This is a genomic window from Nocardiopsis dassonvillei, from assembly GCF_964273065.1.
GTDB lineage: Bacteria > Actinomycetota > Actinomycetes > Streptosporangiales > Streptosporangiaceae > Nocardiopsis > Nocardiopsis dassonvillei_B.
This window is the reverse complement of the sequence record NZ_OZ186815.1, coordinates 2,005,629-2,029,103: the sequence shown is the minus strand read 5'-3', so window position 1 is coordinate 2,029,103 and position 23,475 is coordinate 2,005,629. Positions and strand designations below refer to the sequence as shown.

The 23,475-nt window shown below is 74.4% G+C and carries 18 protein-coding genes, 1 pseudogene and 1 riboswitch; of the genes and pseudogenes, 10 read left to right on the top strand and 9 right to left on the bottom strand.

The window, feature by feature from the left end; genetic code table 11:
• Positions 1–113: 113 nt before the first annotated feature.
• Entirely contained in the window at positions 114–1,718 is a 1,605-nt protein-coding gene (locus ACSUPR_RS09050; protein ID WP_436890697.1) for a beta-N-acetylhexosaminidase, read from the bottom strand.
• A gap of 423 nt (positions 1,719–2,141) precedes the next feature.
• On the opposite strand from ACSUPR_RS09050, the gene ACSUPR_RS09045 reads away from it, so the two are divergent.
• The 3 genes from ACSUPR_RS09045 to ACSUPR_RS09035 all read left to right on the top strand — a co-directional run bounded on the left by ACSUPR_RS09045 (position 2,142) and on the right by ACSUPR_RS09035 (position 4,729).
• Positions 2,142–3,035: a DMT family transporter gene (locus ACSUPR_RS09045; protein WP_436890696.1), complete on the top strand. Its 894-nt coding sequence runs from the start codon at positions 2,142–2,144 to the stop codon at positions 3,033–3,035.
• Between the two features lie 17 nt (positions 3,036–3,052).
• Positions 3,053–4,267: a glycosyltransferase gene (locus ACSUPR_RS09040; protein WP_436890695.1), complete on the top strand. Its 1,215-nt coding sequence runs from the start codon at positions 3,053–3,055 to the stop codon at positions 4,265–4,267.
• A 129-nt stretch (positions 4,268–4,396) separates the two neighbouring features.
• Positions 4,397–4,729 carry a hypothetical protein gene (locus tag ACSUPR_RS09035; RefSeq protein WP_436890694.1) on the top strand — a complete coding sequence of 111 codons (333 nt, stop codon included), beginning with the start codon at positions 4,397–4,399 and terminating at the stop codon, positions 4,727–4,729.
• A gap of 147 nt (positions 4,730–4,876) precedes the next feature.
• On the opposite strand, the gene ACSUPR_RS09030 is transcribed toward ACSUPR_RS09035, so the two are convergent.
• Positions 4,877–5,821, bottom strand: a complete 945-nt coding sequence (locus ACSUPR_RS09030; protein ID WP_436890693.1) for a LysR family transcriptional regulator — start codon at positions 5,819–5,821, stop codon at positions 4,877–4,879.
• A 134-nt stretch (positions 5,822–5,955) separates the two neighbouring features.
• On the opposite strand from ACSUPR_RS09030, the gene ACSUPR_RS09025 reads away from it, so the two are divergent.
• Positions 5,956–7,311 carry a pyridoxal phosphate-dependent aminotransferase gene (locus ACSUPR_RS09025; RefSeq protein ID WP_436890692.1) on the top strand — a complete coding sequence of 452 codons (1,356 nt, stop codon included), beginning with the start codon at positions 5,956–5,958 and terminating at the stop codon, positions 7,309–7,311.
• A gap of 92 nt (positions 7,312–7,403) precedes the next feature.
• Here the strand turns inward: ACSUPR_RS09025 and ACSUPR_RS09020 are convergent, their stop codons facing one another.
• On the bottom strand, positions 7,404–8,609 hold the full coding sequence (locus ACSUPR_RS09020) for a glycosyltransferase family 4 protein (RefSeq protein WP_436890691.1): 1,206 nt from the start codon (positions 8,607–8,609) through the stop codon (positions 7,404–7,406).
• A gap of 223 nt (positions 8,610–8,832) precedes the next feature.
• On the opposite strand from ACSUPR_RS09020, the gene ACSUPR_RS09015 reads away from it, so the two are divergent.
• On the top strand, positions 8,833–9,087 hold the full coding sequence (locus ACSUPR_RS09015; protein ID WP_436891933.1) for a DUF6457 domain-containing protein: 255 nt from the start codon (positions 8,833–8,835) through the stop codon (positions 9,085–9,087).
• A 215-nt stretch (positions 9,088–9,302) separates the two neighbouring features.
• Positions 9,303–10,721, top strand: a complete 1,419-nt coding sequence (locus tag ACSUPR_RS09010) for an alanine/glycine:cation symporter family protein (protein WP_436890690.1) — start codon at positions 9,303–9,305, stop codon at positions 10,719–10,721.
• Positions 10,722–10,790: 69 nt separating this feature from the next.
• Here the strand turns inward: ACSUPR_RS09010 and thiD are convergent, their stop codons facing one another.
• The 3 genes from thiD to ACSUPR_RS08995 form a co-directional block, all read right to left on the bottom strand.
• Positions 10,791–11,594, bottom strand: a complete 804-nt coding sequence (thiD, locus tag ACSUPR_RS09005) for a bifunctional hydroxymethylpyrimidine kinase/phosphomethylpyrimidine kinase (protein ID WP_436890689.1) — start codon at positions 11,592–11,594, stop codon at positions 10,791–10,793.
• Positions 11,582–11,693: riboswitch (TPP riboswitch) on the bottom strand. Its footprint overlaps the gene before it by 13 nt.
• Before the next feature lie 81 nt (positions 11,694–11,774).
• Positions 11,775–12,701, bottom strand: a complete 927-nt coding sequence (locus tag ACSUPR_RS09000) for a DUF368 domain-containing protein (protein ID WP_436890688.1) — start codon at positions 12,699–12,701, stop codon at positions 11,775–11,777.
• 400 nt (positions 12,702–13,101) lie between these two features.
• Positions 13,102–14,814, bottom strand: coding sequence for an acyl-CoA synthetase (locus ACSUPR_RS08995; protein WP_436890687.1), 1,713 nt, complete (start codon positions 14,812–14,814; stop codon positions 13,102–13,104).
• A gap of 395 nt (positions 14,815–15,209) precedes the next feature.
• On the opposite strand from ACSUPR_RS08995, the gene rocD reads away from it, so the two are divergent.
• A complete protein-coding gene (gene rocD, locus ACSUPR_RS08990; protein ID WP_436890686.1) occupies positions 15,210–16,505 on the top strand; it encodes an ornithine--oxo-acid transaminase in 1,296 nt (431 codons plus the stop codon).
• Positions 16,506–16,596: 91 nt separating this feature from the next.
• On the opposite strand, the gene ACSUPR_RS08985 is transcribed toward rocD, so the two are convergent.
• Both ACSUPR_RS08985 and ACSUPR_RS08980 read right to left on the bottom strand, forming a co-directional pair.
• Positions 16,597–17,982, bottom strand: coding sequence for an SGNH/GDSL hydrolase family protein (locus tag ACSUPR_RS08985; protein WP_436891932.1), 1,386 nt, complete (start codon positions 17,980–17,982; stop codon positions 16,597–16,599).
• Positions 17,983–18,030: 48 nt separating this feature from the next.
• Positions 18,031–19,308 (bottom strand): aminotransferase class I/II-fold pyridoxal phosphate-dependent enzyme, encoded by a 1,278-nt coding sequence (locus ACSUPR_RS08980; protein WP_436890685.1) that lies wholly within the window; start codon positions 19,306–19,308, stop codon positions 18,031–18,033.
• 261 nt (positions 19,309–19,569) lie between these two features.
• On the opposite strand from ACSUPR_RS08980, the gene ACSUPR_RS08975 reads away from it, so the two are divergent.
• Positions 19,570–20,832, top strand: coding sequence for an adenosylmethionine--8-amino-7-oxononanoate transaminase (locus tag ACSUPR_RS08975; protein ID WP_436890684.1), 1,263 nt, complete (start codon positions 19,570–19,572; stop codon positions 20,830–20,832).
• Positions 20,832–21,509, top strand: a complete 678-nt coding sequence (gene bioD / locus ACSUPR_RS08970) for a dethiobiotin synthase (protein WP_436891931.1) — start codon at positions 20,832–20,834, stop codon at positions 21,507–21,509. The genes ACSUPR_RS08975 and bioD overlap by 1 nt, the downstream gene beginning before the upstream one ends.
• 46 nt (positions 21,510–21,555) lie before the next feature.
• Here bioD and ACSUPR_RS08965 read toward each other — a convergent pair.
• A pseudogene (locus ACSUPR_RS08965) lies at positions 21,556–21,861 on the bottom strand (DUF3291 domain-containing protein); the annotation flags it as partial.
• Between the two features lie 77 nt (positions 21,862–21,938).
• Between ACSUPR_RS08965 and ACSUPR_RS08960 the strand changes: the two are divergent.
• The gene (locus ACSUPR_RS08960) at positions 21,939–23,408 is read left to right on the top strand and encodes a PLP-dependent aminotransferase family protein (protein ID WP_436890683.1); all 1,470 of its coding nucleotides are present in this window, start codon (positions 21,939–21,941) and stop codon (positions 23,406–23,408) included.
• Positions 23,409–23,475: the final 67 nt, after the last annotated feature.

Sequence of the window (23,475 nt, the reverse complement as noted above, 5' to 3'; positions counted from 1 at the left end):
CGCCCGGAAGCGGTGTCCGGGGCGGCCTCCCGTCCGGCCCGGGGCCGCCCGGGTACGGGTGCGGTCCCGCTCCGGGGCGCGCACCGCTTCCGGGCGCGCGCCCCGGAGGCGGCTCAGCCCCAGCCGTGCACGCCGGGCCGGGTGTGCCAGGGGCGGGGCCCGTCCAGCGGGCGGTACTCCACGCCCGCCGCGTCCAGGCGGGTCAGGTGGTGCACCAGGCGCGGCTCGAACTCGGCGTAGTCGCGCTCCCCGGAGGACCACACCTTCTCGGCGAACGCCGACAGCCGCGGGAACACCATGTAGTCCAGCCGGCGCGGCGTGTCGATGTGCTCGGTCCACACGTTGACCTGGGCGCCCAGCACGTGCCGGGCCTCCTCGGCGGTCAGCTCGGCCGGGACCGGCTCGGCCAGGTAGACGTCCTCGGTCCGCAGCAGCGTGCCCACCCTGACCGGCTCGTCGTCGGACTCCGACTGCTTGTAGTCCAGGTACGAGGTGGCGGTGGGGGACATGACCACGTCGTGCCCGGCCCGGGCCGCCGCCACGCCCCCCTCCTCGCCGCGCCAGGACATCACCGTCGCACCGGGGGCCAGCCCGCCCTCCAGGATCTCGTCCCAGCCCACCAGGCGGCGGCCGCGCGCGGTGAGGTGGTCGTCGAGCCGGCGGATGAACCAGCTCTGCAGCTCGTCCTCGTCGGCCAGGCCCTCCTCCCGGATGCGCTTCTGCGCGCTCTCGCTGGCCTTCCACTGGGTCTTGGGGCACTCGTCGCCGCCCACGTGGAAGTACGTGCTCGGGAAGAGCTCCAGCAGTTCGTCGATGACGTTCTTGTAGAACTCGACGACCTCGTCGGTGACCGCCAGCACCTCCTCGAAGACGCCCCAGCGCTGCCCCACCGGGATCTCGCCGGACTCGCCCAGCTCGGGGTAGGCGTGGATGGCGGCCTGGGAGTGCCCGGGCACGTCGATCTCCGGGACGACGCTGATGTGGCGGGCCGCGGCGTAGGCGACGATCTCGCGGACGTCGTCCTGGGTGTAGAAACCGCCGTGCGGGCGCTCCTCGAACCGCGGCTCCTCGCCCGGGGCCGGGGTCCCCAGCTGGCTGCGGGTGCGCCAGGACCCCTTCCGGGTCAGCTCCGGGTAGCGGCGGATCTCCACCCGCCAGCCCTGGTCGTCGCTCAGGTGCAGGTGCAGCACGTTGAGCTTGTGCAGGGCGAGGAGGTCGATGTAGCGCAGGACCTCCCGCTTGGGGACGAAGTGCCGGGCCGTGTCCAGCATCAGTCCGCGCCAGGCGAACCGGGGGGCGTCGGTGATCCGCACCGCGGGCAGCGTCCAGTCGGTCCCGCCCAGGGGGGCGTCCCGGTGGGCGTCGGCGGGCAGCAGCTGGCGCAGGGTCTGGGCGCCGTAGAAGACGCCGGCGGGGTCGTTGCCGATGATGATGGCGCCCTCGTCGTCGACGATCAGCCGGTAGCCCTCGCGGCCCAGGCCCGCGCCCGGGTCCACGCTGAGGCGGATCTCGCTGTCCTCGGAGCCCGTGGCGAGCGGCAACCCGGTGGCCGCGCCGAGTTCACGCTGGAGCCACACGAGGGTGTCCCGGGCTTCCGGGTCGGCGGAGACCCTGGTCGCTGTGGTCAGCGTGAGTCCGCCCTCCTCGCCCGGGACCATCTGGGCGGGACGGGGGATGACGGGGCGGGAGGCGAGGAGGGAAGGGGAGGTATCAGGCACGGGTGGGCGCTCCTATCCGGTCTAGACCAATAGGGGACATGGTGCCACGGCGGCCCCCTCCGGCGCAGCAGCGCCCGGGTGCCGAACGCTCCCGGCTCGCGGATTCGGCCGCCCCATACCCACTTTTGACCACCTGCGGCCCTTACCGCGCGGCCCTTCGCGGAAGGGCTCCGGACAGCGGCCCGGCGTGTCCGCTCCGCCGGAGGGCCCGCGGCGGCCCGCTCCGGTGGATGCTGGGGAGGGCCCTCCCCCGGAGGTGGGGCGGGCACCACCCCGGGAGGGGCGCTGGCGTCATGGCGGGGACGGGGCCCCGCCCGTAGCGTTGCCGTACGTACCCGGAGCCGCTCGGGTACCGGGAGGAGAGGACGAGAGTGCCGGAGGCGACGATGGGACCGGAGCGGTCCGCACCCCGGTGGTGGTGACGTGGTCTGGTCCGTCCTCATCGCCGTCGCGGGGGCTTTCACGCTCGCCCTGGGCTCGGCCCTGCAGGAGCGCGACGCGGTGCGCGCCCCCGGCGGGCAGGTGGCCCGCGCCGGCTTCCTGCTGCACCTGCTGCGCCAGCCCCGCTGGCTGCTGGGCACGCTGGCCGCCGGGGCGGGCGCGTGCCTGCACCTGCTGGCCCTGAGCGGCGCCCCGCTCACCATCATCCAGCCCATCGGCGTCACCGGGCTGCTGTTCGCCATCATCCTGTCGACGCTGTTCAACCACCAGCGGGTGCGGACCTCGCAGATCATCGCGGGGACCGCCGTCATGGCGGGCCTCGTCGGCGTGCTGTGGACGTTCCCGCACGGCTCGGACCTGCCCGCCATGTCCACCGGGGTCGCCCTGGCCCTGACCGGGGCCACCCTCACCGCCGGCCTGGCCGTCTACCTCACGGCGCACTGGATGCCCAGCGGCGCCCGGGCGATCATGCTCGCGCTGGCGGGCGGCACGGCGCTGGGCTCGACCTCGGGCCTGGCCCGGGTGATCACGGCCAACGCGGTCGTCGACTGGACGACGGTCCTCGGCTGGCTGACCGTGCTCGCCGTCGTGCTGGCGGTCTTCGGCGGACTGCTCATGCAGAACGCCTACCGCACCGGCCACTTCGCGGCCGCCTACGCGACCCTCCTCATCACCGACCCCGTGGTCAGCGTGGGGATCGGCGCGATCCTCCTGGGCGAGGGCGCCCCGGAGACACTCCCCGAGCAGCTCGGCGCGCTCGCCTTCACCGCGCTGGCGACGGCCGGGACCATCGCCCTGGCCCGCACCCGGCACCGCAACCCCGAGGCGAAGGGGGCCCGCACGAACACGACCACGCCCCGCACCCGCGACCGCTGAACGAAGGAGTCCCACAGATGGTCCAGCCCAGAGCGCTGCGCGTCCTCATTGCCACCGACACCTACCCGCCCGACGTCAACGGGGCGGGGTACTTCACCCACAGGCTGGCGGAGGGGCTCGCGGGCCGCGGGCACCGGGTGCACGTGGTGTGCCCCTCCGACGGGGGCGAGCCGTACGTGCGCCGCAACGGCCGCGTGATGGAGCACCGGCTCAGGTCGGCGGCGATCCCCTTCATGCGCGCCGCCGTGCCGCTGGGCATGGGCGGCCACATCGCCCGCCTCGTGCAGCGGCTGGACCCCGACGTCGTCCACGTGCAGAGCCACTTCCCGCTCAGCCGGTCGGCCATGCGCCGGGCGCGCGCGGCGGGCGTCCCCGTGGTGCTGACCAACCACTTCATGCCGGACAACCTGTACGCCCACGCGCGGATCCCGGAGTCGCTGCGGTCGGCGGCGGGCGACCTGGCCTGGCGGGACATGGTGCGGGTGGCGGGGGAGGCCGACCACGTGACCACGCCGACGCCCCGGGCCGCGGAGCTGCTGCGGGAGAAGGGTTTCGGCGGGGAGGTGGAGCCGATCTCGTGCGGTATCGACCTGGAGCGCTTCCACCCGCGTCCGGCGGAGCGGTCCGCGCTGCGGGACAAATTCGGGCTGCCGGACCGGGAGACCGTCGTGTTCGTGGGACGGCTGGAGGAGGAGAAGCGGATCGGCGACACCATCCGGGCACTGGCCCTGGCGGCCCGCGAGAGGGACGTCCAGCTGGCCCTGGCGGGCCTGGGGGGCTGCGAGGCGGACCTGCGGGCGCTGGCGGTCGAGGAGGGCGTCGCCGACCGCGTGTTCTTCCTGGGGTTCGTGCCGGACGCCGAGCTTCCGCTGGTGTACGCGGCCGCGGACGTGTTCGCGATCGCCGGCGTGGCGGAGCTGCAGAGCATCGCGACCCTGGAGGCGATGTCCACGGGGCTGCCGGTGGTGGTCGCCGACGCGATGGCGCTGCCGCACCTGGTGGAGGAGGGCCGCAACGGCTTCCTGTTCCCGCCCGGCGACCCGGGGGCGCTGGCCGACCGGCTGCTCGCCGTGCTGGGCGCGGGCCGGGCGCGCGCGGCGATGGGTGAGGCCAGCCGGGAGCTGGCGGCGCGGCACGACCACCACCGCTCCCTGGAGCGGTTCGAGGGGGTCTACCGGGGACTGCTGCCCGCCGCGCCGCGGCCCGCGCGCCTGGAGCGCCTGGACGCCTGAGGGCGGTCGGGGAGCGCCGGGGCCGAATGTCTGCTTTATCGGGATTGTGAATAATGCGTGCTTTGCCACTTTCCGCATTCTTTGCGTGGCTGACGGTGATATCCGGGCGCCTCGGGAAACACATGGGGTGTGTGGTTCGAAGGGATCAGTGGACGGAGCAGCCTCGGCAGGATCACCCGCGGCGGTGACGGGAACGAGGCCCTCAACGAACGGTTGCTCAATGCCGAACGCGACGCGGGATTCCACGAGCGCGACATGTCGGCGTTCGAACGCGAGCGCATCGACCTGGAGCACCGCGTGACCCGCATGGAGGCCGAACTGGAGGCACTGCGACAGCGGCGGCTGGAGGCCTACGCCCGGTGGTGGAACGCCCGGGACGACCGGGACAGGGCACTGCACGTCTGCCGCAAGCTGCGCCGCCGCGTCGACCGGGCGCGGCGCAGGGGCGCTGAGGAGGATTGAAGGACACCGGAGCAGGAGAGTACCGCGGTGGCCCGGCACGGAAGCCGGGCCACCGTCGTGTCCGGGGCCGGGCGGCCGCGGGCGCCGTACCGTCTCCGCGGGGCCGCAGGTCTCTGCCGAGGACGCGGGGCGACCGCGGCCGCGTGCTCAGGCGGGGCGGTCGGTGAGCTCCGGCAGCTCCCCGGCCACCGCCCGGGCCGCGTCCCGCAGCGCCTGGAGGGTGACCTGCACCGCCGGGCGGCGCAGCGACGCCGGACGCACCACCGCGTACACGTGCCGGGCCGGGACCCGCCCGGGCAGCGTGCGGTGGACCAGCCCCGCCGGGGCGCCCACCATCGCCAGTGACGGCACCGCCGCGATCCCGATCCCGCGCGAGACCAGGCTCAGCACCGTGCCCAGCCCCTCGAACTCCCAGGCCGCCGACGGCAGCCCGCCCACCTCCGCCAGCAGCACGTCCGTCCCGTGGCGCGAGCGCTCGCCCTCGGGCGCCACGATCCACGACTCGCCCAGCAGCCGCTCCAGCGCCACCGGCTCGTCCGGGTCGGCCAGCCGGTGCCCCTGCGGGACGGCCAGCACCATCGGGTCGCGCAGCAGGTGCACGTGCCGCAGCCCGCTGTCCCCTCCCCGCCCCGGGTGCTGACCGCTCCAGTCGTCGACCAGGGCGATGTCCACCTCGCGCGAGCGGACCTTCTCCGTCCCCGTCGACAGCAGCGTCTGGCGCAGCACCAGCTGCATCCCCTCGTGCCGCCGCAGCTGCGGCGCCAGCAGCGGCGCGAACGCCACGGCGGCGGTGGGGAACGCCGTCACCGTCACCACCCCCAGGGCCACGTCGGCCTGCTCGGCCAGGATCGACTCGGTGGCCTCCACCAGGGCCAGGATGTCCTCGGCCTGGACCACCAGCAGGCGGCCGGCATCGGTCAGCTCCGCCCCGCGCGGGGTGCGGTCCAGCAGCGCCACCCCCGTCTCCCGCTCCAGCGCGGACAGCTGCTGGGAGATGGCGGACGGCGTGTACCCCAGGGCGGCGGCGGTGGCCGCGATGGTGCCCCGGACGGAGAACTCGCGCAGGATCTGGAGGCGTCGGAGATCGAGCATAAGTTCAGCTTACGCTCAGCATCGAAAAGAGTCGCTTGTACTGAACCCCGCTGGTGGGCAGGGTGATCAGTGAGCGACCGTCACGTCACGCGGACGGTCACACGCCCGATCATGAGCCGGAGATGAGTCGTCACATGACCGTCACTGTTTCCGCGACCCTCGCCGTCAACGAAGCCCTCGCCGAGAAGCGCCGCCAGGGGGTGCGCGTGCTGCCCCTGGGATTCGGCGAGGCGGGCCTCCCGGTCCACCCGGTCATGCGCGACCGCCTCACCGCGGGCAACGGCGCCAACGCCTACGGCCCCGTCGCCGGGGTCGCCGCCCTGCGCGAGGCCGCCGCGGGCTACTGGGAGCGCCGCGGGCTGCCCACCGACCCGGACCTGGTCATCGCCGGACCCGGCAGCAAGCCGCTGCTGTACAGCCTCCTGCTGGAGCTGGGCGGCGACACCGCCATCGCCGCGCCCAGCTGGGTCAGCTACGCCGCGCAGAGCCGCCTGGTGGGCGCCCGCCCGCTGCTGGTCCCCACCGTGGGCGGCGGCGAGGGCGGCGTCCCCCAGCCCGACCTGCTGCACGCGGCCGTCACCGCCGCCCGCGAGGAGGGCCGCACCGTCAACGCCGTCATCGCGACCGTGCCGGACAATCCCACCGGCACCGTGGCAGGCCGCGACACCGTACGCCGCCTGGCCGAGGTCGCCCGCGAGCTGGACCTGGTGATCATCTCCGACGAGATCTACCGCGACCTCGTCCACCCGGCCGGTCCCGGCGCCGAGCAGGTCCGGGTGCACAGTCCAGCCGAGTTCGCCCCCGAGCGCACCGTGATCTCCAGCGGGCTGAGCAAGAACCTCGCCCTGGGCGGCTGGCGGATCGGCGTCCTGCGCCTGCCCGACTCCGGGATCGGGCGGCGGTTGCGCGGAGGACTGCTCGGCGTGGCCAGCGAGATCTGGTCCAGCCCGGCCGCCCCCGTCCAGCAGGCCGCCGCCCACGCCTTCACCGAGCCCGCCGAACTGGTGGACCACATCGGCCGCAGCCGCCGCCTGCACGGGATCGTCGCCCGCGCCGTCGCCGACGTGTTCACGCGGGCGGGGGCGACCGTCGCCCCGCCGCGGGCGGCGTTCTACCTCTACCCCGACTTCGAGCCGGTGCGCGAGCGGCTGGTCGGGCTGCACGGTGTCACCACCGGCCCCGGCCTCACCGGCCTGCTGCTGGAGCGGTTCGGCATGGGCGTACTGCCCGCCGCGGAGTTCGGTGAGGGGCCCGAGGCCCTGCGCATGCGGGTCGCCACCAGCCTGCTGTACGGCGACACCGAGGAGCGCCGCTACGCCGCGCTGGCCGCCACCGACCCGCTGGCGCTGCCCTGGATCCGCGCCCACCTCGACCGGCTGGCCGAGGTGCTGGACGCCCTGCTGGCCGTCCCCGCGCCCGCCGTGCCCGCGGCTTCCGCGGTGCCCGCGGCTCCGCGCACCGAACAGGCGGTCGCCGAGCCCGTGCACTGAGCCCGCGCACCGAAGTCCGTCCGCCGGATCCGCACAGGGCGTGCGGGGCGTGCGGGCCCCTCACCTCGGAGAGGCCCGCACGCCGCGGAGGCTCAGCGGGAGGGCAGGACCGGACTGTCCCCGGCGGCCAGCTCGTGGCTGGGGGCCAGCACCGACCGGTAGTGGGCCAGCAGCTCGTCGCCCACCGCATCCCAGGTGCGGTGCTCCACCGACGCCCGGGCCCGGCCCGCCAGTTCGGCGCGCAGGGCGCGGTTGTGGGCCAGCCGCCCCACCGCCACCCGCAGCTCGCGCACCGAGTCCGGCGCGTACAGCAGCCCGTTGACTCCGTCCTCCACCAGGTCCAGCGGCCCGCCCGCGGCGGGGGCGACCACCGGCACGCCCGAGGCCAGCGCCTCCTGGACCGCCTGGCAGAACGTCTCGTCGGCGCCCGTGTGCACGAACAGGTCCAGGGAGGCGTACAGCCGGGAAAGCTCCCCGCCGGTGCGCTGGCCGGTGAAGACCGCGCCGCGCAGCCGCCGCCTCAGGCGGGGAAGCTCCGGGCCGTCGCCGACCACGACCACCTTCACCCCGCGCAGCTTCAGCACGTGCTCCAGCAGGTCGACGCGCTTGTCCTTGGCCAGCCGTCCGACGTAGCCGATGATCGCCTCCCCGTTCGGGGCCAGCGCGCGGCGCAGCTCCTCGTTCCGGTGGTCCGGGTGGAAGCGCCGCACGTCCACCCCGCGCCGCCACAGCGCCATCCGGGGGAAACCGCGGGCGGACAGGGCCTCCATCGTCGCGGAGGAGGGCACCAGGGTGCGGTCCGCCGCCGCGTGGACGCGGCGCAGCACCGACCACAGGTGCTCGTGCCCGGGCAGGCCGTACCGGCGGGCGAAGCCGGGCAGGTCGGTCTGGAACACCGCCACCGTCGGCAGCGCCCAGCGGCGGGCCGCCTCCACCGTGGCCAGGCCCATCAGGGCGGGCGAGGCCAGGTGGACCAGGTCCGGGGAGAACGACCGGATGGCGGTGGTCAGGGTGCGCCGTGCGGGCAGGCCCAGCGAGAAGTCGCGGTACACGGGCAGCGGCACCGAGGGCGTGCGCACCACCGGGAAGCCCGCGTAGCGGGTGGGGCCCCGGTGGCCCGGGGCCAGGACGAGTGCCTCGTGGCCCCGGGAGGCCAGCAGGTCGGCGACCCGGCACACGGAGTTGGTCACCCCGTTCACCTGGGGCAGGAAGGACTCGGTCACGATCGCGACGCGCAGCGGACGCTGCCCGTCGGCGCGGGCGGGGATCGGATCGCGGAGGGTGTCGAGGGGGGACATGCGTGCGGCTCCCAACGCCGGGGGGACGTGTCTTCGACGCTAGGCACCCCCGGTGAACCCGGATGGGGCGCGGAGGGAACCGGACACGTCGCGCGGACGTGGGCTCACCGAGCACCCGGTTACGGGCCGCGTACGGCGCCGCCGCCCCGGGGTTGCCCCCGGATGGCCCGGCGGTGGCTAAGATCGCAGCACGTCAACGAATCATCGCCCTGAGGAGTGAATGGTGACTCTCGTGGAATGGGCCGAGGAGGTCCGGGCCGAGCTCGGGCTTCCCGACACCGACTCCATGGACCGCAAGGACGTCGACCGCATCCTCGACCTGGCCAAGGACGCCGCGCACTCCGTGGCGCGCCCCGCGGCGCCGCTCACCGCCTACCTGCTCGGCATCGCGGTGGGACGCGGGGCCGACCCCGAGGAGGCGGCACGGCGGCTCGGCGAGCTGGCCCGGAGCCGGGCCGGCGACGGAGACGACGCATGACAACGCCGGGACCGTGGGAACGCCGCAGCGTACTCCCGGGTTCCCGAAGAGACCCGCATGTGGAAAGCATGTGATGCGTTCGTTACGCGCCACTGCGATTCTTTGCCGATAACGCAAGGCCCTCACCAGTGCCGACGCGTCGACGAGGACACCCGCCCCGCGCCGACACCGGTGACGTCCTCGGCCCCATCCACTGACCGACAGGGAGATCCCCCGTGGACCAGCTCCTTGAAATGGCCGACATCATCAGCGGCATCGTCTGGGGACCCTTCGTCCTCATTCCGCTGCTGTTCGCCGTCGGCCTTTTCCTCACCATCCGCCTGAACCTGCTCCAGCTCCTCCGGCTGCCGCACGCGCTGTGGCTCGCGCTCGTCCGGCGCAAGGAGGACGAGTCCGTCCAGGGAGACATCTCCCACTACCAGGCGCTCAGCACCGCCCTCGCGGCCACCGTCGGCGTCGGCAACATCGCCGGAGCCGCGCTCGCCATCGGCATCGGCGGTCCCGGCGCGCTCTTCTGGATGTGGGTCGTCGGCTTCCTCGGCATGGCCACCAAGTACAGCGAGGCCCTGCTGGGTGTGAAGTTCCGCCGCACCGACTCCAAGGGGGAGCAGAGCGGCGGCCCGATGTACTACCTCAAGCAGGGCATCGGCGGCGGCTTCGGCACCACCCTGGGCGTGCTCTTCGCCGTCTTCGGCGCGATCGCGGCCTTCGGCATCGGCAACGGCAGCCAGGCCAACACCGTCGCCCAGCAGCTGAACAGCGTCACGGGCGTGGACACCTGGATCATCGGCCTCGTGCTCATGGTCCTGGCCGGCGCCGTCATCCTCGGCGGCATCAAGAGCATCGGCCGGGTCGCCTCGGCGCTGGTGCCGATCATGATCATCTTCTACGTGGCCATCTGCCTGATCGTGCTCGCGGTCAACTGGGCGCAGATCCTGCCCGCGCTCGCGCTCGTGGTCACCGACGCCTTCACCGGCACGGCCGCGGCCGGCGGCTTCGCCGGCTCCACCGTGCTGATCGCCATCCAGATGGGCTTCGCCCGCGGCATCTTCTCCAACGAGTCGGGCCTGGGCACCGGCGGTATCGCCGCCGCCGCGGCCAAGACCAGGCAGCCGGTCCGCCAGGCCCTGGTGTCCATGACCCAGACCTTCATCGACACCATCATCGTGGTCACGATGACCTGCCTGGTCATCATCACCACCGGTGTCTGGCGGGGCGAGAACGCCGAGGACGGCTCCCTGCTGACCAGCCAGGCCATGACCGAGGGACTGGGAGCCATCAGCCCGGCCCTGGCCCCGGCCGGCGCGATCATCGTCGCCGTCTCCGTCGCGGTGTTCGCCTTCACCACCCTGCTCGGCTGGTCCTACTACGGTGACCGGTGCATCGAGTTCCTGGCGGGCCGCAAGCTGGTGCTGCCCTACCGGATCGTGTTCATCGTCGTCATCTTCATCGGTGCCGTCGCGGACCTCGGCTCGGTGTGGCTGTTCAGCGACATCGCCAACGGCCTCATGGCGCTGCCCAACCTGGTGGGCCTGCTGGTCCTGTCGCCGCTCGTGGTGGCCGAGACCAGGAAGTTCTTCGCCCACCCGAACTGGCGGGACCCGGACGCCCTGATGGAGGACGTCAAGGGGTGACCGCCGCCCCCCGGGTGGACGGGAAGGGGGGACCGGCCCCGGGCCGGTCCCCCCTTCCGCGTGTCCGGGTCACCACCAGGCGTGGAAGTGGTGGACGGGGCCCTGGCCCCCGCCCGCGTCGATCTCGTCCGCCCGGCGCAGGGCCTCGGTGAGGTAGGCCTTGGCGTCGGCCACGGCGGTGGCTGGGTCCGGGTGCCGGGGCAGCAGGGCCGCTATGGACGAGGACAGGGTGCAGCCCGTGCCGTGGGTGTTGCGGGTGGCCACGCGGGGGGCGGAGAACTCGCGCTCCTCGCCGTCCCGGGACACCAGGACGTCCACGCTCTCCTCCCCGCCCAGGTGCCCGCCCTTGAGCAGCACCCGGCGCGGGCCCAGCTCCAGCAGCCGGCGGGCCTGGTCGCGCATCCCCGCCAGGTCGGTCGCCTCGGCCTCGTCCAGCAGGTCGGCGGCCTCGGGCAGGTTGGGGGTGAGGAGGTCGGCGCGGGGCAGCAGCGCGGTACGCAGCGCCTTGATCGCGGAGGCCTCCAGCAGCCGGTCGCCGCTCTTGGCCACCATCACCGGGTCCACCACGACGTTGCGCAGGCCGTGCCTCACGATCGCCTCGGCCACGGCCTCGGTGACCTCGGCGGTGCCGAGCATCCCGACCTTGACGGCGTGCACGGTCGCGTCGGAGAAGAGGGTGTCCATCTGGTGGACGACGAAGTCGGCGGGGACGGGGTGGACCCCGGTGACGCCGCGGGTGGACTGGGCGGTGAGCGCGGTGACCACGCTCATCCCGAACGCCCGGTGTGCGGAGAAGGCCTTGAGGTCGGCCTGGATGCCGGCGCCCCCGCTGGGGTCGCTGCCGGCGATGGACACGATGTTGTACGCGCTCATGGCGTTCCTTCGCTAGTACTAACTAGGGCAGGTTCTACGGGTGTGCTCTCAGCCGGGGCGCGGCCGGTCGGCCGCGCCCCGGCACCCCGCGCCGTGCGGGTCCTTCGGGGCCCTTCGGTCGGTGGAGGCCTCTCGTGCGGTGGCGGCCCGGAGCGGGGCCGCCGGCGTCGAGGGCGGGGATCAGACGGTCAGGGCGTCGGAGCGGTCGCGGGCCGCCTCGCGGGCCAGCTTGCGCCGCTCCCAGACGATGGCGGCCGCCACGACGGCGAAGCCGAGCACCATGAGGGCCACCGTCAGCGGCACCTCGGTCGGCGCCACGAAGGCCCGGTCCTCGTCCTGCCAGGGCCACAGGGCGCGCAGGGACCCGGCCATGAGGCCGGTGAGGACGACCAGCGTCATGTGGTGGAAGTTCTCCAGCAGGTACTGGAGGAGCTTGACGAACAGGGACAGGCCGGTGAGGGCGCCCAGGGCGAAGACCCCCAGGTACAGGAAGTCCATGTCGCGCACCGCGTTGATGGTCGGCTCGTACAGGCCCATGGTGAGCAGGATGAAGGAGCCGGAGAGCCCGGGCAGCACCAGGGCGCAGATCGCGACGGCGGCCGCGAAGAAGACGACCACCGGGTTGACGGGCAGGTTCGCCCCCGGCAGGCCGGTGACGGCGAAGGCCGCCGCGGCGAAGGCCAGCGCGACGAGGTAGTGCCAGGGGCGCCAGGCGCTGCCCGAGCCCGTGTAGGGGACCCACAGGCAGGCCAGGACCAGGCCGAAGAAGATCGCGTAGGCGTACTGCGGGTAGGCCTCGACGAGGGGGGCGAGGACGACCGCGGCACCGACGAGGAACAGCGCCATGCCGATGAGGGCCGGCAGGAGCACGCTCCAGTCGACCATCCGGAACTGCTCCCGGGCGCGCTCGGGGCCGCGGCCGCGCGGCACGTCGGTGACGTAGCGCTTGATGCCGCTGACCAGGTGACCGGCCCCGCCGATCAGCTTGTCGTACAGCCCGACGATGAGGGCGACGGTGCCGCCGCTGATCCCCGGGAGCGCCTCCGAAGCGCCTACCGCGCCTCCGCGCACCATGTTGAAGAGGTGAGTGCCTGCTTTTGTGGCCATCTGATCGTTGGGCGCGGTCCCGAGCCGGTTCGGGTGAGGGGCGCCGTCCTCCGTTCTGACATCGATACCACCGGACCCCGAGTACGGGGCCGGGGGAAGAGAAAATGGGGGTGTTCCCGCCGCTCACCGACATGTGATCCCGGGACCCGGGCCGGGGTTGCGGTCGGGTCGGCCACCGGGGAAAGGGGTTCCGGAAGCGGCGATGCCAGTCTAGTGGCGCGCGAACCCGCGGTTACGGCCTCCGCGAGCCCGATCGGCGTGTTTCGGCTCGTCATGAGCGCATTGGGCCGGTAACCGAAATGCGGTCACCCCAGCGGCGGAATGGGGATCCCCGCCGACGGGGGTGCGGAGTACCGCAGGAGGAGCCGGGGCGCACCGCCGGAGGCGCCGGCCGGACCCCTCAGACGCCGTCCCGGACCACCGAGGAGGCCCAGCGGTAGTCCTGCTTGCCGACCGCCGTGCGCCGCACCCGGTCCACGAAGTGGACGGTCCTGGGCACCTTGAAGCCGGCCAGCCGCACCCGGCAGAACGCCAGCAGGCCCGGCTCGTCCGGCTCCGCGCCCGCGGTCAGCGAGACCAGGGCGGTGACCCGCTGTCCCAGCCGCTCGTCCGGGGCGGGCACCACGATGGCGTCCTCCACCGAGGGGTGGGCCTTCAGGGCCGCCTCGACCTCCTCGGGGTACACCTTCTCGCCCGCCGTGTTGATCACGACGCTGCCGCGTCCCAGCAGCACGATCGAGCCGTCCCCGGCCCGGGTTCCGAAGTCGCCCGACAGCGCCCAGCGCCGCCCCTGCGCGTCCGTGGGGAACGTGCGCGCCGTGGCGATCGGGTCGTTGTAGTAGCCCAGCGGGATCCGCCCGGCCCGCGCGATCCGGCCGACCACCGGCGACCCGGGCGGCACCGGGCGGAGCCGCTCGTCCAGCACGGCGATGCTGCCGCCCATGGTGAAGCTGCGGCCGTCCGGGGAACCGGTCAGCGGCTCCGGCTCGCCTCCGGCGTCCCCGCCGGTCGCCGAACCGCACACCCCGGTCTCCGAGCCGCCGTAGGAGTCGGCCAGGGTGATGTCCTCGCGCCAGGCGCGCCACAGCCCGCGGACCGGCGGGGTCAGCGGCGTGCCGCCCGAACGCACCGCGGACAGCTCCGGGCACAGCCCGGGCTCCGTGAGCAGGTGCCGGGCCAGCGGCCGGGCCATCGCGTCGCCCACCACCTGGAGCGTGTGCACGCCCTCCCGGTGGGCCAGCGCCACCACCCGCTCGGCGCGGAGGCTGCGGTCGGTGGACAGCACCACCCGCTTGCCGCACAGCAGCATGCTCAGTGCGTTCCACTGCCCGGCCGCGTGCATCAGCGGCCCCAGGACCAGCATGCGCTGGGGGAAGCAGGCGCGTGCCCGCTCGGCCACGTCGCGGGGGGAGCGGGCGCGCGGGGCGCCGGGGGAGCGGCGCTCGACCGCCGCCCGGAAGATGTCGGCCTGCCGCCACAGCACGCCCTTGGGGTAGCCGGTGGTGCCGCCGGTGTACAGCAGGTAGTGGTCCGAGCCCGAGGTCGGCGGAAGCGGCTCTCCCCCGGGGGCGCCGGCCAGCGCGTCCTCGTAGCCCACGGCGCCGGGGAAGGCGGTCCGCACGGCCTCGCGCGCCGACCGCGGTGCGCCGTCCTCCAGCAGCACCGCGTGGCGCAGCCGGGGAAGGTCGGAGCGGACCCGGGCCACCGTCGCGGCCAGGGACTCCTCCGCGATCAGCGCCACCGCGTGGGAGTCGGCCAGCACGTGGCGCAGCTCGCCCGCCACGTAGCGGTAGTTGACGTTCACCGGTACCGCGCCCGCCCGCAGCACCCCCAGGAACGACTCCACCCACTCGGCCCGGTTGAAGGACAGGATCGCCACGTGCTCGCCGCGGCGCACGCCCGCCGCCGCCAGGTGACGGGCCAGCCGGTCCGCACGCCCGCGCAGCCCGGCGTAGGAGACGACGCGGCCACCCGCGACCAGGGCGGTCCGCTCCGGAACCGCGTCGGCGACGGCGTCGAACAGCCGGGTCAGCGAGAACTCGGCGTCGGGGTCGGCCGCGGCGGGGGACGCGGCGGTCTGCGGCGCGACGGGTCCCCGGGACGATGGGCGCACGGGCGGCCTCCCTCTGCGGCGGGTACGGTGCTCCGTCCACGGCCTCGGGCTCGCGGCGGAACACCGGCGCCGACCGGGAACGGTCGGCGCGTCGGTGGCTTGTGTGCCGACCGTACCCGTCGGGGCCGGGCCCCACCGCCACCGGGGCTGTGGACCGCGTCACCCCACCTCACAGGCCCGGTCACAGCGTGCGGACGGCCCTGTTCCACGGGCTGTGCGGGGTGGGGCCGGCACCCGGGTTTCGGGCCCGATCGTGCATTTGTGACGCACCTCACCCCTTGTGGGCTCACCGGATCATCTGCTCAACTCTTGGGGACCCGCCGCCGGGGGCTCTACCGGGCCCCAGGGTGGGTATCTAGTGTCTGACATCGGTCAATGGTGATCGGAGCGGTTGGATGAGCAACACCCAGAACCTGGGGCAGCAGGACGACGCCGGGAACCTCGGCGCGACACTTCCCGAACACGGCACCCCCGCACTCTCCAGCGCGGACCACATCGCCCTCGCGCAGGAGCACTCCGCGCACAACTACGCCCCCCTGCCCGTCGTCATCGCCGAGGGCCGAGGGGCCTGGGTGACCGATGTGGAGGGCGAGCGCTACCTCGACTGCCTGGCCGGGTACTCGGCCATGAACTTCGGACACCACAACCCCGACCTGCTGGCCGCGGCCCACCGCCAGCTCGACCGGGTGACACTCACCAGCCGTGCCTTCTACAACGACCAGTTCGGCCCCTGGGTGGACGCCCTGGCCCGCATGGTCGGCAAGGAGAAGGTCCTGCCGATGAACACCGGCGCCGAGGCGGTGGAGACCGGCATCAAGGTCGCCCGCAAGTGGGGCTACGAGGTCAAGGGCGTGCCCGAGAACCAGGCCACCATCGTCGTGGCCGGGGCCAACTTCCACGGCCGCACCACCACGATCATCTCCTTCTCGTCCGACCCCGAGGCCCGCACCGGCTTCGGCCCGTACACGCCGGGCTTCCGCTCGGTGCCCTACGGCGACGCCGCTGCCATCGAGGCGGCCATCGACGACACCACGGTCGCGGTCCTCATCGAGCCGGTCCAGGGCGAGGCCGGTGTCATCGTCCCGCCGACGGACTACCTGCCGCGGGTGCGGGAGATCTGCGACGACAACCGGGTCCTGTTCATCGCCGACGAGGTCCAGTCCGGGCTGGGGCGCACCGGTACGATCCGCGCCTGCGAGCACAGCGGGGTCGTCCCCGACGCCTACCTGTTCGGCAAGGCGCTGGGCGGCGGCATCCTGCCCGTGTCGGCGATGGTCGCGAACGAGGACGTGCTCGGCGTCATCCAGCCGGGCCAGCACGGGAGCACCTTCGGCGGGAACCCGCTCGCCGGCGCGGTGGGCCGCACGGTCGTCCGGATGCTGACCGAGGGCCCCTACCTGGAGAACGCCCGCAAACTGGGCGAGGTGTTCAGCCGCCGGCTGGAGGAGTTCGTCGGCAGGGGAGTGGTCTCCGTGCGCAGCATCGGCCTGTGGGCCGGAGTGGACGTGGACCCCGGGCTGGCCTCGGGCAAGGAGATGTGCGAGCGGCTGGCCCGGAACGGCGTCCTGGTCAAGGACACCCACGGGTCCACCGTGCGCATGTCGCCGCCGCTGGTGATCAGCGAGGAGGACCTCAACTGGGGCCTGGACCGGTTCGCCGAGGTGCTGGAGGACCTGCGGGCCGGGCGCTGACCGCCCGCGGAACGCACGGGACCCGCCCACCGGAACCCGGCCGGGGGCGGGTCCCGCCGCGCGCGGCCGGGGTGCCGGGCGGCGGCCCGGTTCAGCCGCCGGCCTCGTTGACGGGGGCCTCGGTCCCCTCCGCCCCGGGGGACTCCGACGGCTCGCCCGAGGGCGCGTGCACCGGGTCCAGCGGTCCGCCCAGCTCGGTGTGCAGCAGCGCCTCGTCCACCCGTTCCAGGGTCTCCCGCGACACGTACAGCACCCGCTCGGGGCCGTCGACGATCTGCAGGCGCACCCGCTCGGCGATCGACACCTGACCCTGGGCGGTGGGGTGGAAGGTCGCCCGGTCCACCTTCAGGCCCTCGCCGAACCTGCCCAGCACGATCCCGTTCAGCCAGGCGTCCTCGGCGCTGACCTCGTGGCCGGTGAGCGCGGAGAAGGTGTTGACGTACTCCACGCTGCCGGTCTGCCGGGAGCCGTAGACGTCGCCGTCGGCCCGGTACACCACGTCGCGGATGCGCTCGTTGAACCGCTCGGCGACGCCGTTGAGCCACAGCTGGTCCCGGACGGTCAACGTGTAGTACATCCCCGGCGGCTCCTCCGGGAACAGGCGGGGGTAGCCCAGCACCAGGATGCGCGCGTCGGGGGCGCGGTCGCGGATCTCCCCGATCACGGTGCCCAGGGTCTCCTCGAAGCGGTCCATCCGCTTCTCGATGTCCTCCTCCTGCTCGGTGCAGACGCTGCTCTCCAGCAGGGGCATCCGCACGATGCAGGTGCGCAGGACCGGGATGAACCCCAGGTCGTTGCCGCCGATCCCGAGCGTCACCAGGGAGGTGTGCTCGGTGACCCGCTCGATCTGGGACTCGGGGGTGCCCAGCTCGTCGAGCATCGCCGAGCCCTTGTGGCTGCTGCACGCGTAGAAGGCGAGGGCCCCGGCGAAGTCGAACTCGTCCTCGATGAGGTGGGCGTAGGCGTTGGCCGAGCGCCAGCAGCCGCCGGGCACCGCGGTCTCGGGCACGTAGTCGCCCGCACCGTCGCCGGAGGAGTAGGAGTCGCCCAGGGCCACGTAGTTGCCCCACACGGCGGCCTCCTCCGGGGGCAGCCGCAGCCGCCAGTCGGTCTCCTCGTCCTCGGTGATGGGCGGCAGTTCCTCGCTCGGGCACACCCCGCCGGTGATCCCGCACCACAGTGAGAGCAGGGAGTCGCGCCCGGCGGGCACGGTGAGCGTGACGACGAGGGAGACCACCAGCACCAGGGACACGCCGACGGCGATCCGGGTGCGCAGCCGGGGGCGGCGGCGCGCGGCCGCGGCGGTGTCCTCGGCGGGATCCCCGGCGGCGTCGCCCCCGGCGTCCTCTGCGGACTCCGCGGCACCGCGGGCGTCCGCTTCGGTCCCGCGGTCGGGGCCCGGTTCGCCGGAGCCCCGTCCCGGGGGTCGGTCCGGGGTCTCCTCGGGGGGTCCGGACGCCTCGTCACCGGCAGGCACCGCCGTCACCGCCTCCCTGTCGCCGACGGTCTGTCTCGACCTCGAAGCCTACCCGGGGCGGTTCGCGGCGATGACCTCCACGGCCCGCCGGACCTCGGCTCCGGTGAGGTCCGCCCGGGCGGTCAGCCGCAGCCGCGAGCGGCCGTCGGGCACCGAGGGCGGACGGAAGCAGCCCACCCGAACCCCCGCCGCCAGGCAGGCGGCCCGCCAGCGCACCGCGGCCTCCGGCGAGGGGGCGGTCACCGACACCACCGCGGCGTCGGGGGAGGTCGCCTCCAGGCCGTGCCCCCGGAGTCCCGAGTGCAGCCGCCGGGCGTTGCCGCGCACCGCCCCGGCGCGCTCGGGCTCGGCTCGCAGCAGGCGCAGCGCGGCCAGCGCCGCGGCCGCCGACGCCGGGGCCAGCCCGGTGTCGAAGATGAACGTGCGGGCGGTCTCCACCAGGTGCCGGATCACCCGGGCCGGGCCCAGCACGGCGCCGCCCTGGGCGGCCAGCGCCTTGGAGAGGGTGACCGAGACGACCACGTCGTCGGGGGCCGGGGCCAGCCCGGCCGCGGCCAGCGCGCCCCGGCCGCCCGGGCCGACCACGCCGAACCCGTGGGCGTCGTCCAGGAGCAGGGCGCCGCCCGCCGCCCGGGCCGCTCCGTGCAGCGCCGCCGTGTCGACGAGGTCGCCGTCCACGGAGAAGACGGTGTCGCTGACCACCAGCGCCCGGGCGCCCGGACCGTCCGGGCGCTCCTCGAGGGCGCGCGCCGCCGCGGCCGGGTCGGCGTGGTCGAACAGCTCCACCCGGGCGCCCCCCGCCCGGGCCAGCCGGGCGGCGTCGATCAGCGAGGCGTGGTTGTGGCGGTCGCACACCAGCAGCGGGGCCGGCGCGTCCGGGTCCGCCCCGGGCACGCGGGCGGTCAGCGCGGTGAGCATCGCCAGGTTGGCGGTGTACCCGGAGGAGAACACCAGGGCCGCCTCCACCCCGGCGAAGTCGGCCAGCTCCCGCTCCAGCTCGTGGTGCAGCTCGGTGTCGCCGGTGACCAGGCGCGAGCCGCCCGCGCCGGTGCCCCAGCGCCGCAGCGCCTCCTCCGCGGCCGCCGTCACCCGCGGGTGGCGCAGCAGCCCCAGGTAGTCGTTGCCCGCCAGGTCCAGCACGTCCTCCACGGCCGGGCGCGGGACGATCCGGCGCGACAGCCCCGAACGGGACCGCGCCCGGGCGGCCTGTGACAGCCAGGAGAAGGGGTGCGGCCGGGTGCCCGCCGGGCCGCCCGGCAGGGTCCCCCCGCTCCGGGAGCGCAGTGTCCACGGGCGGCGGGGCGGGAACAGGGCGGTGCCGTCCATGGCGGTGCTCCTTCGGTGCGGGAAAGGGGGCGTCGCGTGACTCCGGGGGTGGGGCGTCGGGGGGAGCCGGTGCACGAAGGGACCGACCCAGCGGCGGCCAATCCCGCTGGGGCGGTCCGGTCCTCGTGCCAGGGAGGCGCTACCGACTCTGCCCGGTCCCGGCCTCCCGCGTCACCGGTGGAAGCCCACAAAGATCGGGGGCCGAACCTGGTAGGTCCGCACGGATCCGGTCCGCGGGGGCCGCCGGGACAATGGGGTCACATGACGCCTGAGTGGATACGTTCCGTCGACCGCGCCCACCTGTGGCACCCCTACACCTCCCTGCCCGCCGCCGATCCGCCGCTGGTCGCCACCGGGGCGCGGGGGGCGCGGCTGCACCTGTGGGACGGGGAGCGCGAGCACGACGTCGTCGACGGCATGTCCTCCTGGTGGTCGGCGGTCCACGGCTACCGCCACCCGGTCCTGGACGCCGCGCTGCGCTCGCAGGCCGACTCCTTCAGCCACGTGATGTTCGGCGGGATCACCCACCGCCCGGCGGCGGAGCTGGCCGAACTGCTGGTGGAGGTCACCCCCGAGCCGCTGCGCCACGTCTTCCTCGCCGACTCCGGCTCGGTCGCCGTCGAGGTCGCCATGAAGATGTGCCTGCAGTACCACCGCTCCCGCGGGGAGACGGGCCGGAGCCGCTTCCTCACCTGGCGGGGCGGCTACCACGGGGACACCTTCCACGCCATGAGCGTGTGCGACCCCGAGGGCGGTATGCACTCCCTGTGGGGCGACGTACTGCCCGGGCAGGTGTTCGCGCCCGCGCCGCCGGCCGGGTACGACCCCGGCCACACCGCGGAGACGGCGGCCCTGGCCGCGCGGCACTCCGGCGAGCTCGCCGGGATCATCGTGGAGCCCCTGGTGCAGGGCGCAGGGGGCATGCGCTTCCACGACCCCCGGCACCTGAAGGACCTGCGGGCCCTGGCCGACGAGCACGGTGTGCCGCTGGTCTTCGACGAGATCGCCACCGGGTTCGGGCGCACCGGCTCCCTCTTCGCCGCCGACGCCGCCGGGGTGTCCCCCGACATCATGTGCCTGGGCAAGGCGCTGACCGGCGGCTACCTCACCCTGGCCGCGGTGCTGTGCACGGAGCGGGTCTCGGGGACCATCGCCGGGGGCGAGGTGCCCGTGCTGGCGCACGGGCCGACGTTCATGGCCAACCCGCTGGCCTGCGCCGTCGCGGTCGCCTCGGTCCGCCTGCTGCTGGAGTCGGACTGGCGGGAGTCCGTCGCCCGCGTCGAGCGGGGGCTGGAGGCCGGACTGGCCGGGGTCCCCGGCGCCCGGGTGCGCGGAGCGATCGGGGTGATCGAACTCGACGGGCCGGTGCGGACGCGCGAGGCGTCCCGCGCCGCCCTGGAGGCGGGGGTGTGGCTGCGCCCCTTCCGGAACCTGGTCTACGCCATGCCGCCGTACGTGTGCACCGACGAGGAGGTCGCCGCGGTGGCGGCCGGGATGGTCGCGGCCGCGGAGGCGTCCCGGTGATCCTCGTGGTGACCGGCACCGGGACCGAGGTGGGAAAGACGGTGGCGACCGCGGCGCTGGCGGCCGTCGCAGGCGGCCGGGTCGCGGTGCTCAAGCCCGCGCAGACCGGGGTGGGGGAGGGCGAGCCCGGCGACGTGCACACGGTCGCCGCACTGGTCCCCTCGGTGACCCCGGTGGAACTGGTCCGCTACCCCGAGCCGCTGGCGCCCGCGACCGCCGCCGCCCGGGCGGGGCTGCCGGCGGTGCGGGCGGAGGAGGTCGCCGACACCGCCCGCGCCCTGGCCGGCGACCACGACCTCGTCCTCGTCGAGGGCGCCGGCGGACTGCTGGTGCGGCTGAACGGGGAGGGCGGGACCCTCGCCGACGTCGCCGTGCTGCTGGACGCCCCCGTCCTGGTCGTGGCGCGGGCCGGGCTGGGCACGCTCAACGAGGTGGCGCTCACCGCCGAGGCGCTGCACGCGCGGGGGCTGCGCCCGGCCGGTGTGGTCATCGGCTCGTGGCCGACCGAACCCGACCTGGCGATGCGCTGCAATCTGCGCGACCTGCCGACGATGGGTGCGGGACCGGTCCTCGGGGCGCTGCCGCAGGGGTGCGCCGACCAGGACCCGGACTCCTTCGCGGAGACGGCCCGGCGATCTCTGCCCGGCTGGCGGCCGGGACCGGCGACGCCAGGGTGAACGCGGCGGGCCCCGGCCCGCAGGTGCGCAGGTGCTCCTCGCGTCCGCGGACCTCCGCCGGTCCGGGCTCCCGGGCCGACCACCACAGGGTGCGCTCCACGGCGGGGAAGGCGCCGCTGCGGTCGCGGTGCCCCACCAGCAGGCCGTGCGTCCGCTCCACGAAGGAGCGCAGGGCCGTCGGGTCCCGCCACAGGGAGACGATGCGGACCTCGTTCTCCGTGCCGGAGAAGTCCACTTCGCGGATGTGGCCTCCGGTGGACCGGGCCTGCTCTCGCAGTGCCTCCACCAGAGGGCTGAGCTGTTCGCCCCGGATCACCCTGGATTCGGCCAGGGCCAAGGATTGGTCTGCCATCAAGACTCCTCTTCGAGGTCCATTTCTGTCAGTATGGATACGAAGACAAGCCGCGCACAGGGCCAATGGAGGCAGGAATGGACTCTTCTCGGACGGTGGACGACCTCGTCGGGCTGCTCGGCGCCTGGTCCGCCGGGGACGGCGCCCTCTACCGCAGGCTCGTCGACTCCCTGCGCGCGCTCATCGACGAGGGCAGCCTCGCCCCCGGCGAGCGGCTGCCCTCCGAGCGCGTCCTGGCCGCGGCGCTGCGGGTCAGCCGGACCACGGTGGTCTCCGCCTACGACCTCCTGCGCTCCGAGGGCGTCTTCGAAAGCCGCCAGGGCAGCGGCACCCGGGTCAGCAGCAGGGTCGCGCCGGTCCGCTCCGACGGCTGGGCGGCCAACGGCGTGGGCCGGTACATGTACCGCAACCTCATCCAGCAGGACGCCGACCTGATCTCCCTCTCCTGCATGAACACCCCCGCCCTGCCCGGGGTCGAGGAGATCATCCGGCGGAGTATGGACGACCTCGGCCCGCTACTGGCCGAGGGCACCTACCACCCGCGCGGGCTGCCCGCGCTGCGCGACGCCATCGCCGACTTCCACACGGACCGGGGCCTGCCCACCACCGCCGACCAGATCGTCGTGACGACCGGCGCCCACCAGGCCGTGTCCCTGGTGGCCCAGCTCTACCTGCGCAGGGGGGCGCCCGTGGTGGTGGAGGACCCGGGCTTCGCCGGATGCCTCGACCTGATGAGCGACCGGGGCGCCCGGTTCGTGCCCGTGCCGCTCGACGACCAGGGCATCGACGTCAACGGGGTGCGCCGGGCCGTGGCCGAGCACGCGCCGCACCTCATCTACGTCATGCCCTCGTACCACAACCCGACCGGCACGATGATGTCCGCGGCCCGCCGCCGCGAACTGGGGGAGCTGTCGGCCCGGACCGGGGTGCCGATCCTGGAGGACGCCGCCTACACCGGCATCCGGCACCCGCAGGAGCCGCCGCCGCTGGCCGCCTACGCGCCGCGGGGCGCGGAGGTCGTCAGCGTGGACTCGCTGTCCAAGGTGGCCTGGTCGGGCCTGCGCATCGGGTGGCTGCGGGCCCCGGCCGAGATCGCGGTGCGGCTCAGCCGCCGCAAGGTCCTGGCCGACCTGGCCGGACCGCTGCTGGACCAGGTCATCGCCGTGCGCCTGCTCGCCGACTACGACCGGCTTTCCCGCGAGCGCTCCCGGTACCTGTCCGCCGCCATGGACGACCTGGAGCGGATGCTCCGCCGGGACCTGCCCGACTGGCGGTGGCGGCGCCCCGACGGCGGGGCCGCCCTGTGGATCGAGCTGCCCGGGGTCGGCTCCCGGGCCTATGCCCAGGTCGCGCTCTGCCACGGGCTCGAACTGGTGCCCGGTCCGGTGATGTCCGCGTCCCCCGCCGACCTGCACGACCGCTACTTCCGGCTGCCGGTGCCCTTCGACGCCGCCGAGCGCGAGGAGGTCGTCTGGCGGCTGTCGCGGGCCTGGCGCGAACTGGACCGGCACGGCCCGGTCGGCGCCCCGGTCCCCCTGGTGGTCTGACCCCCGCGCGCGCGAGGGCGGTGCCGCCGACGGCGGCACCGCCCTCGCACCGTGCTCCTTCGGGCCT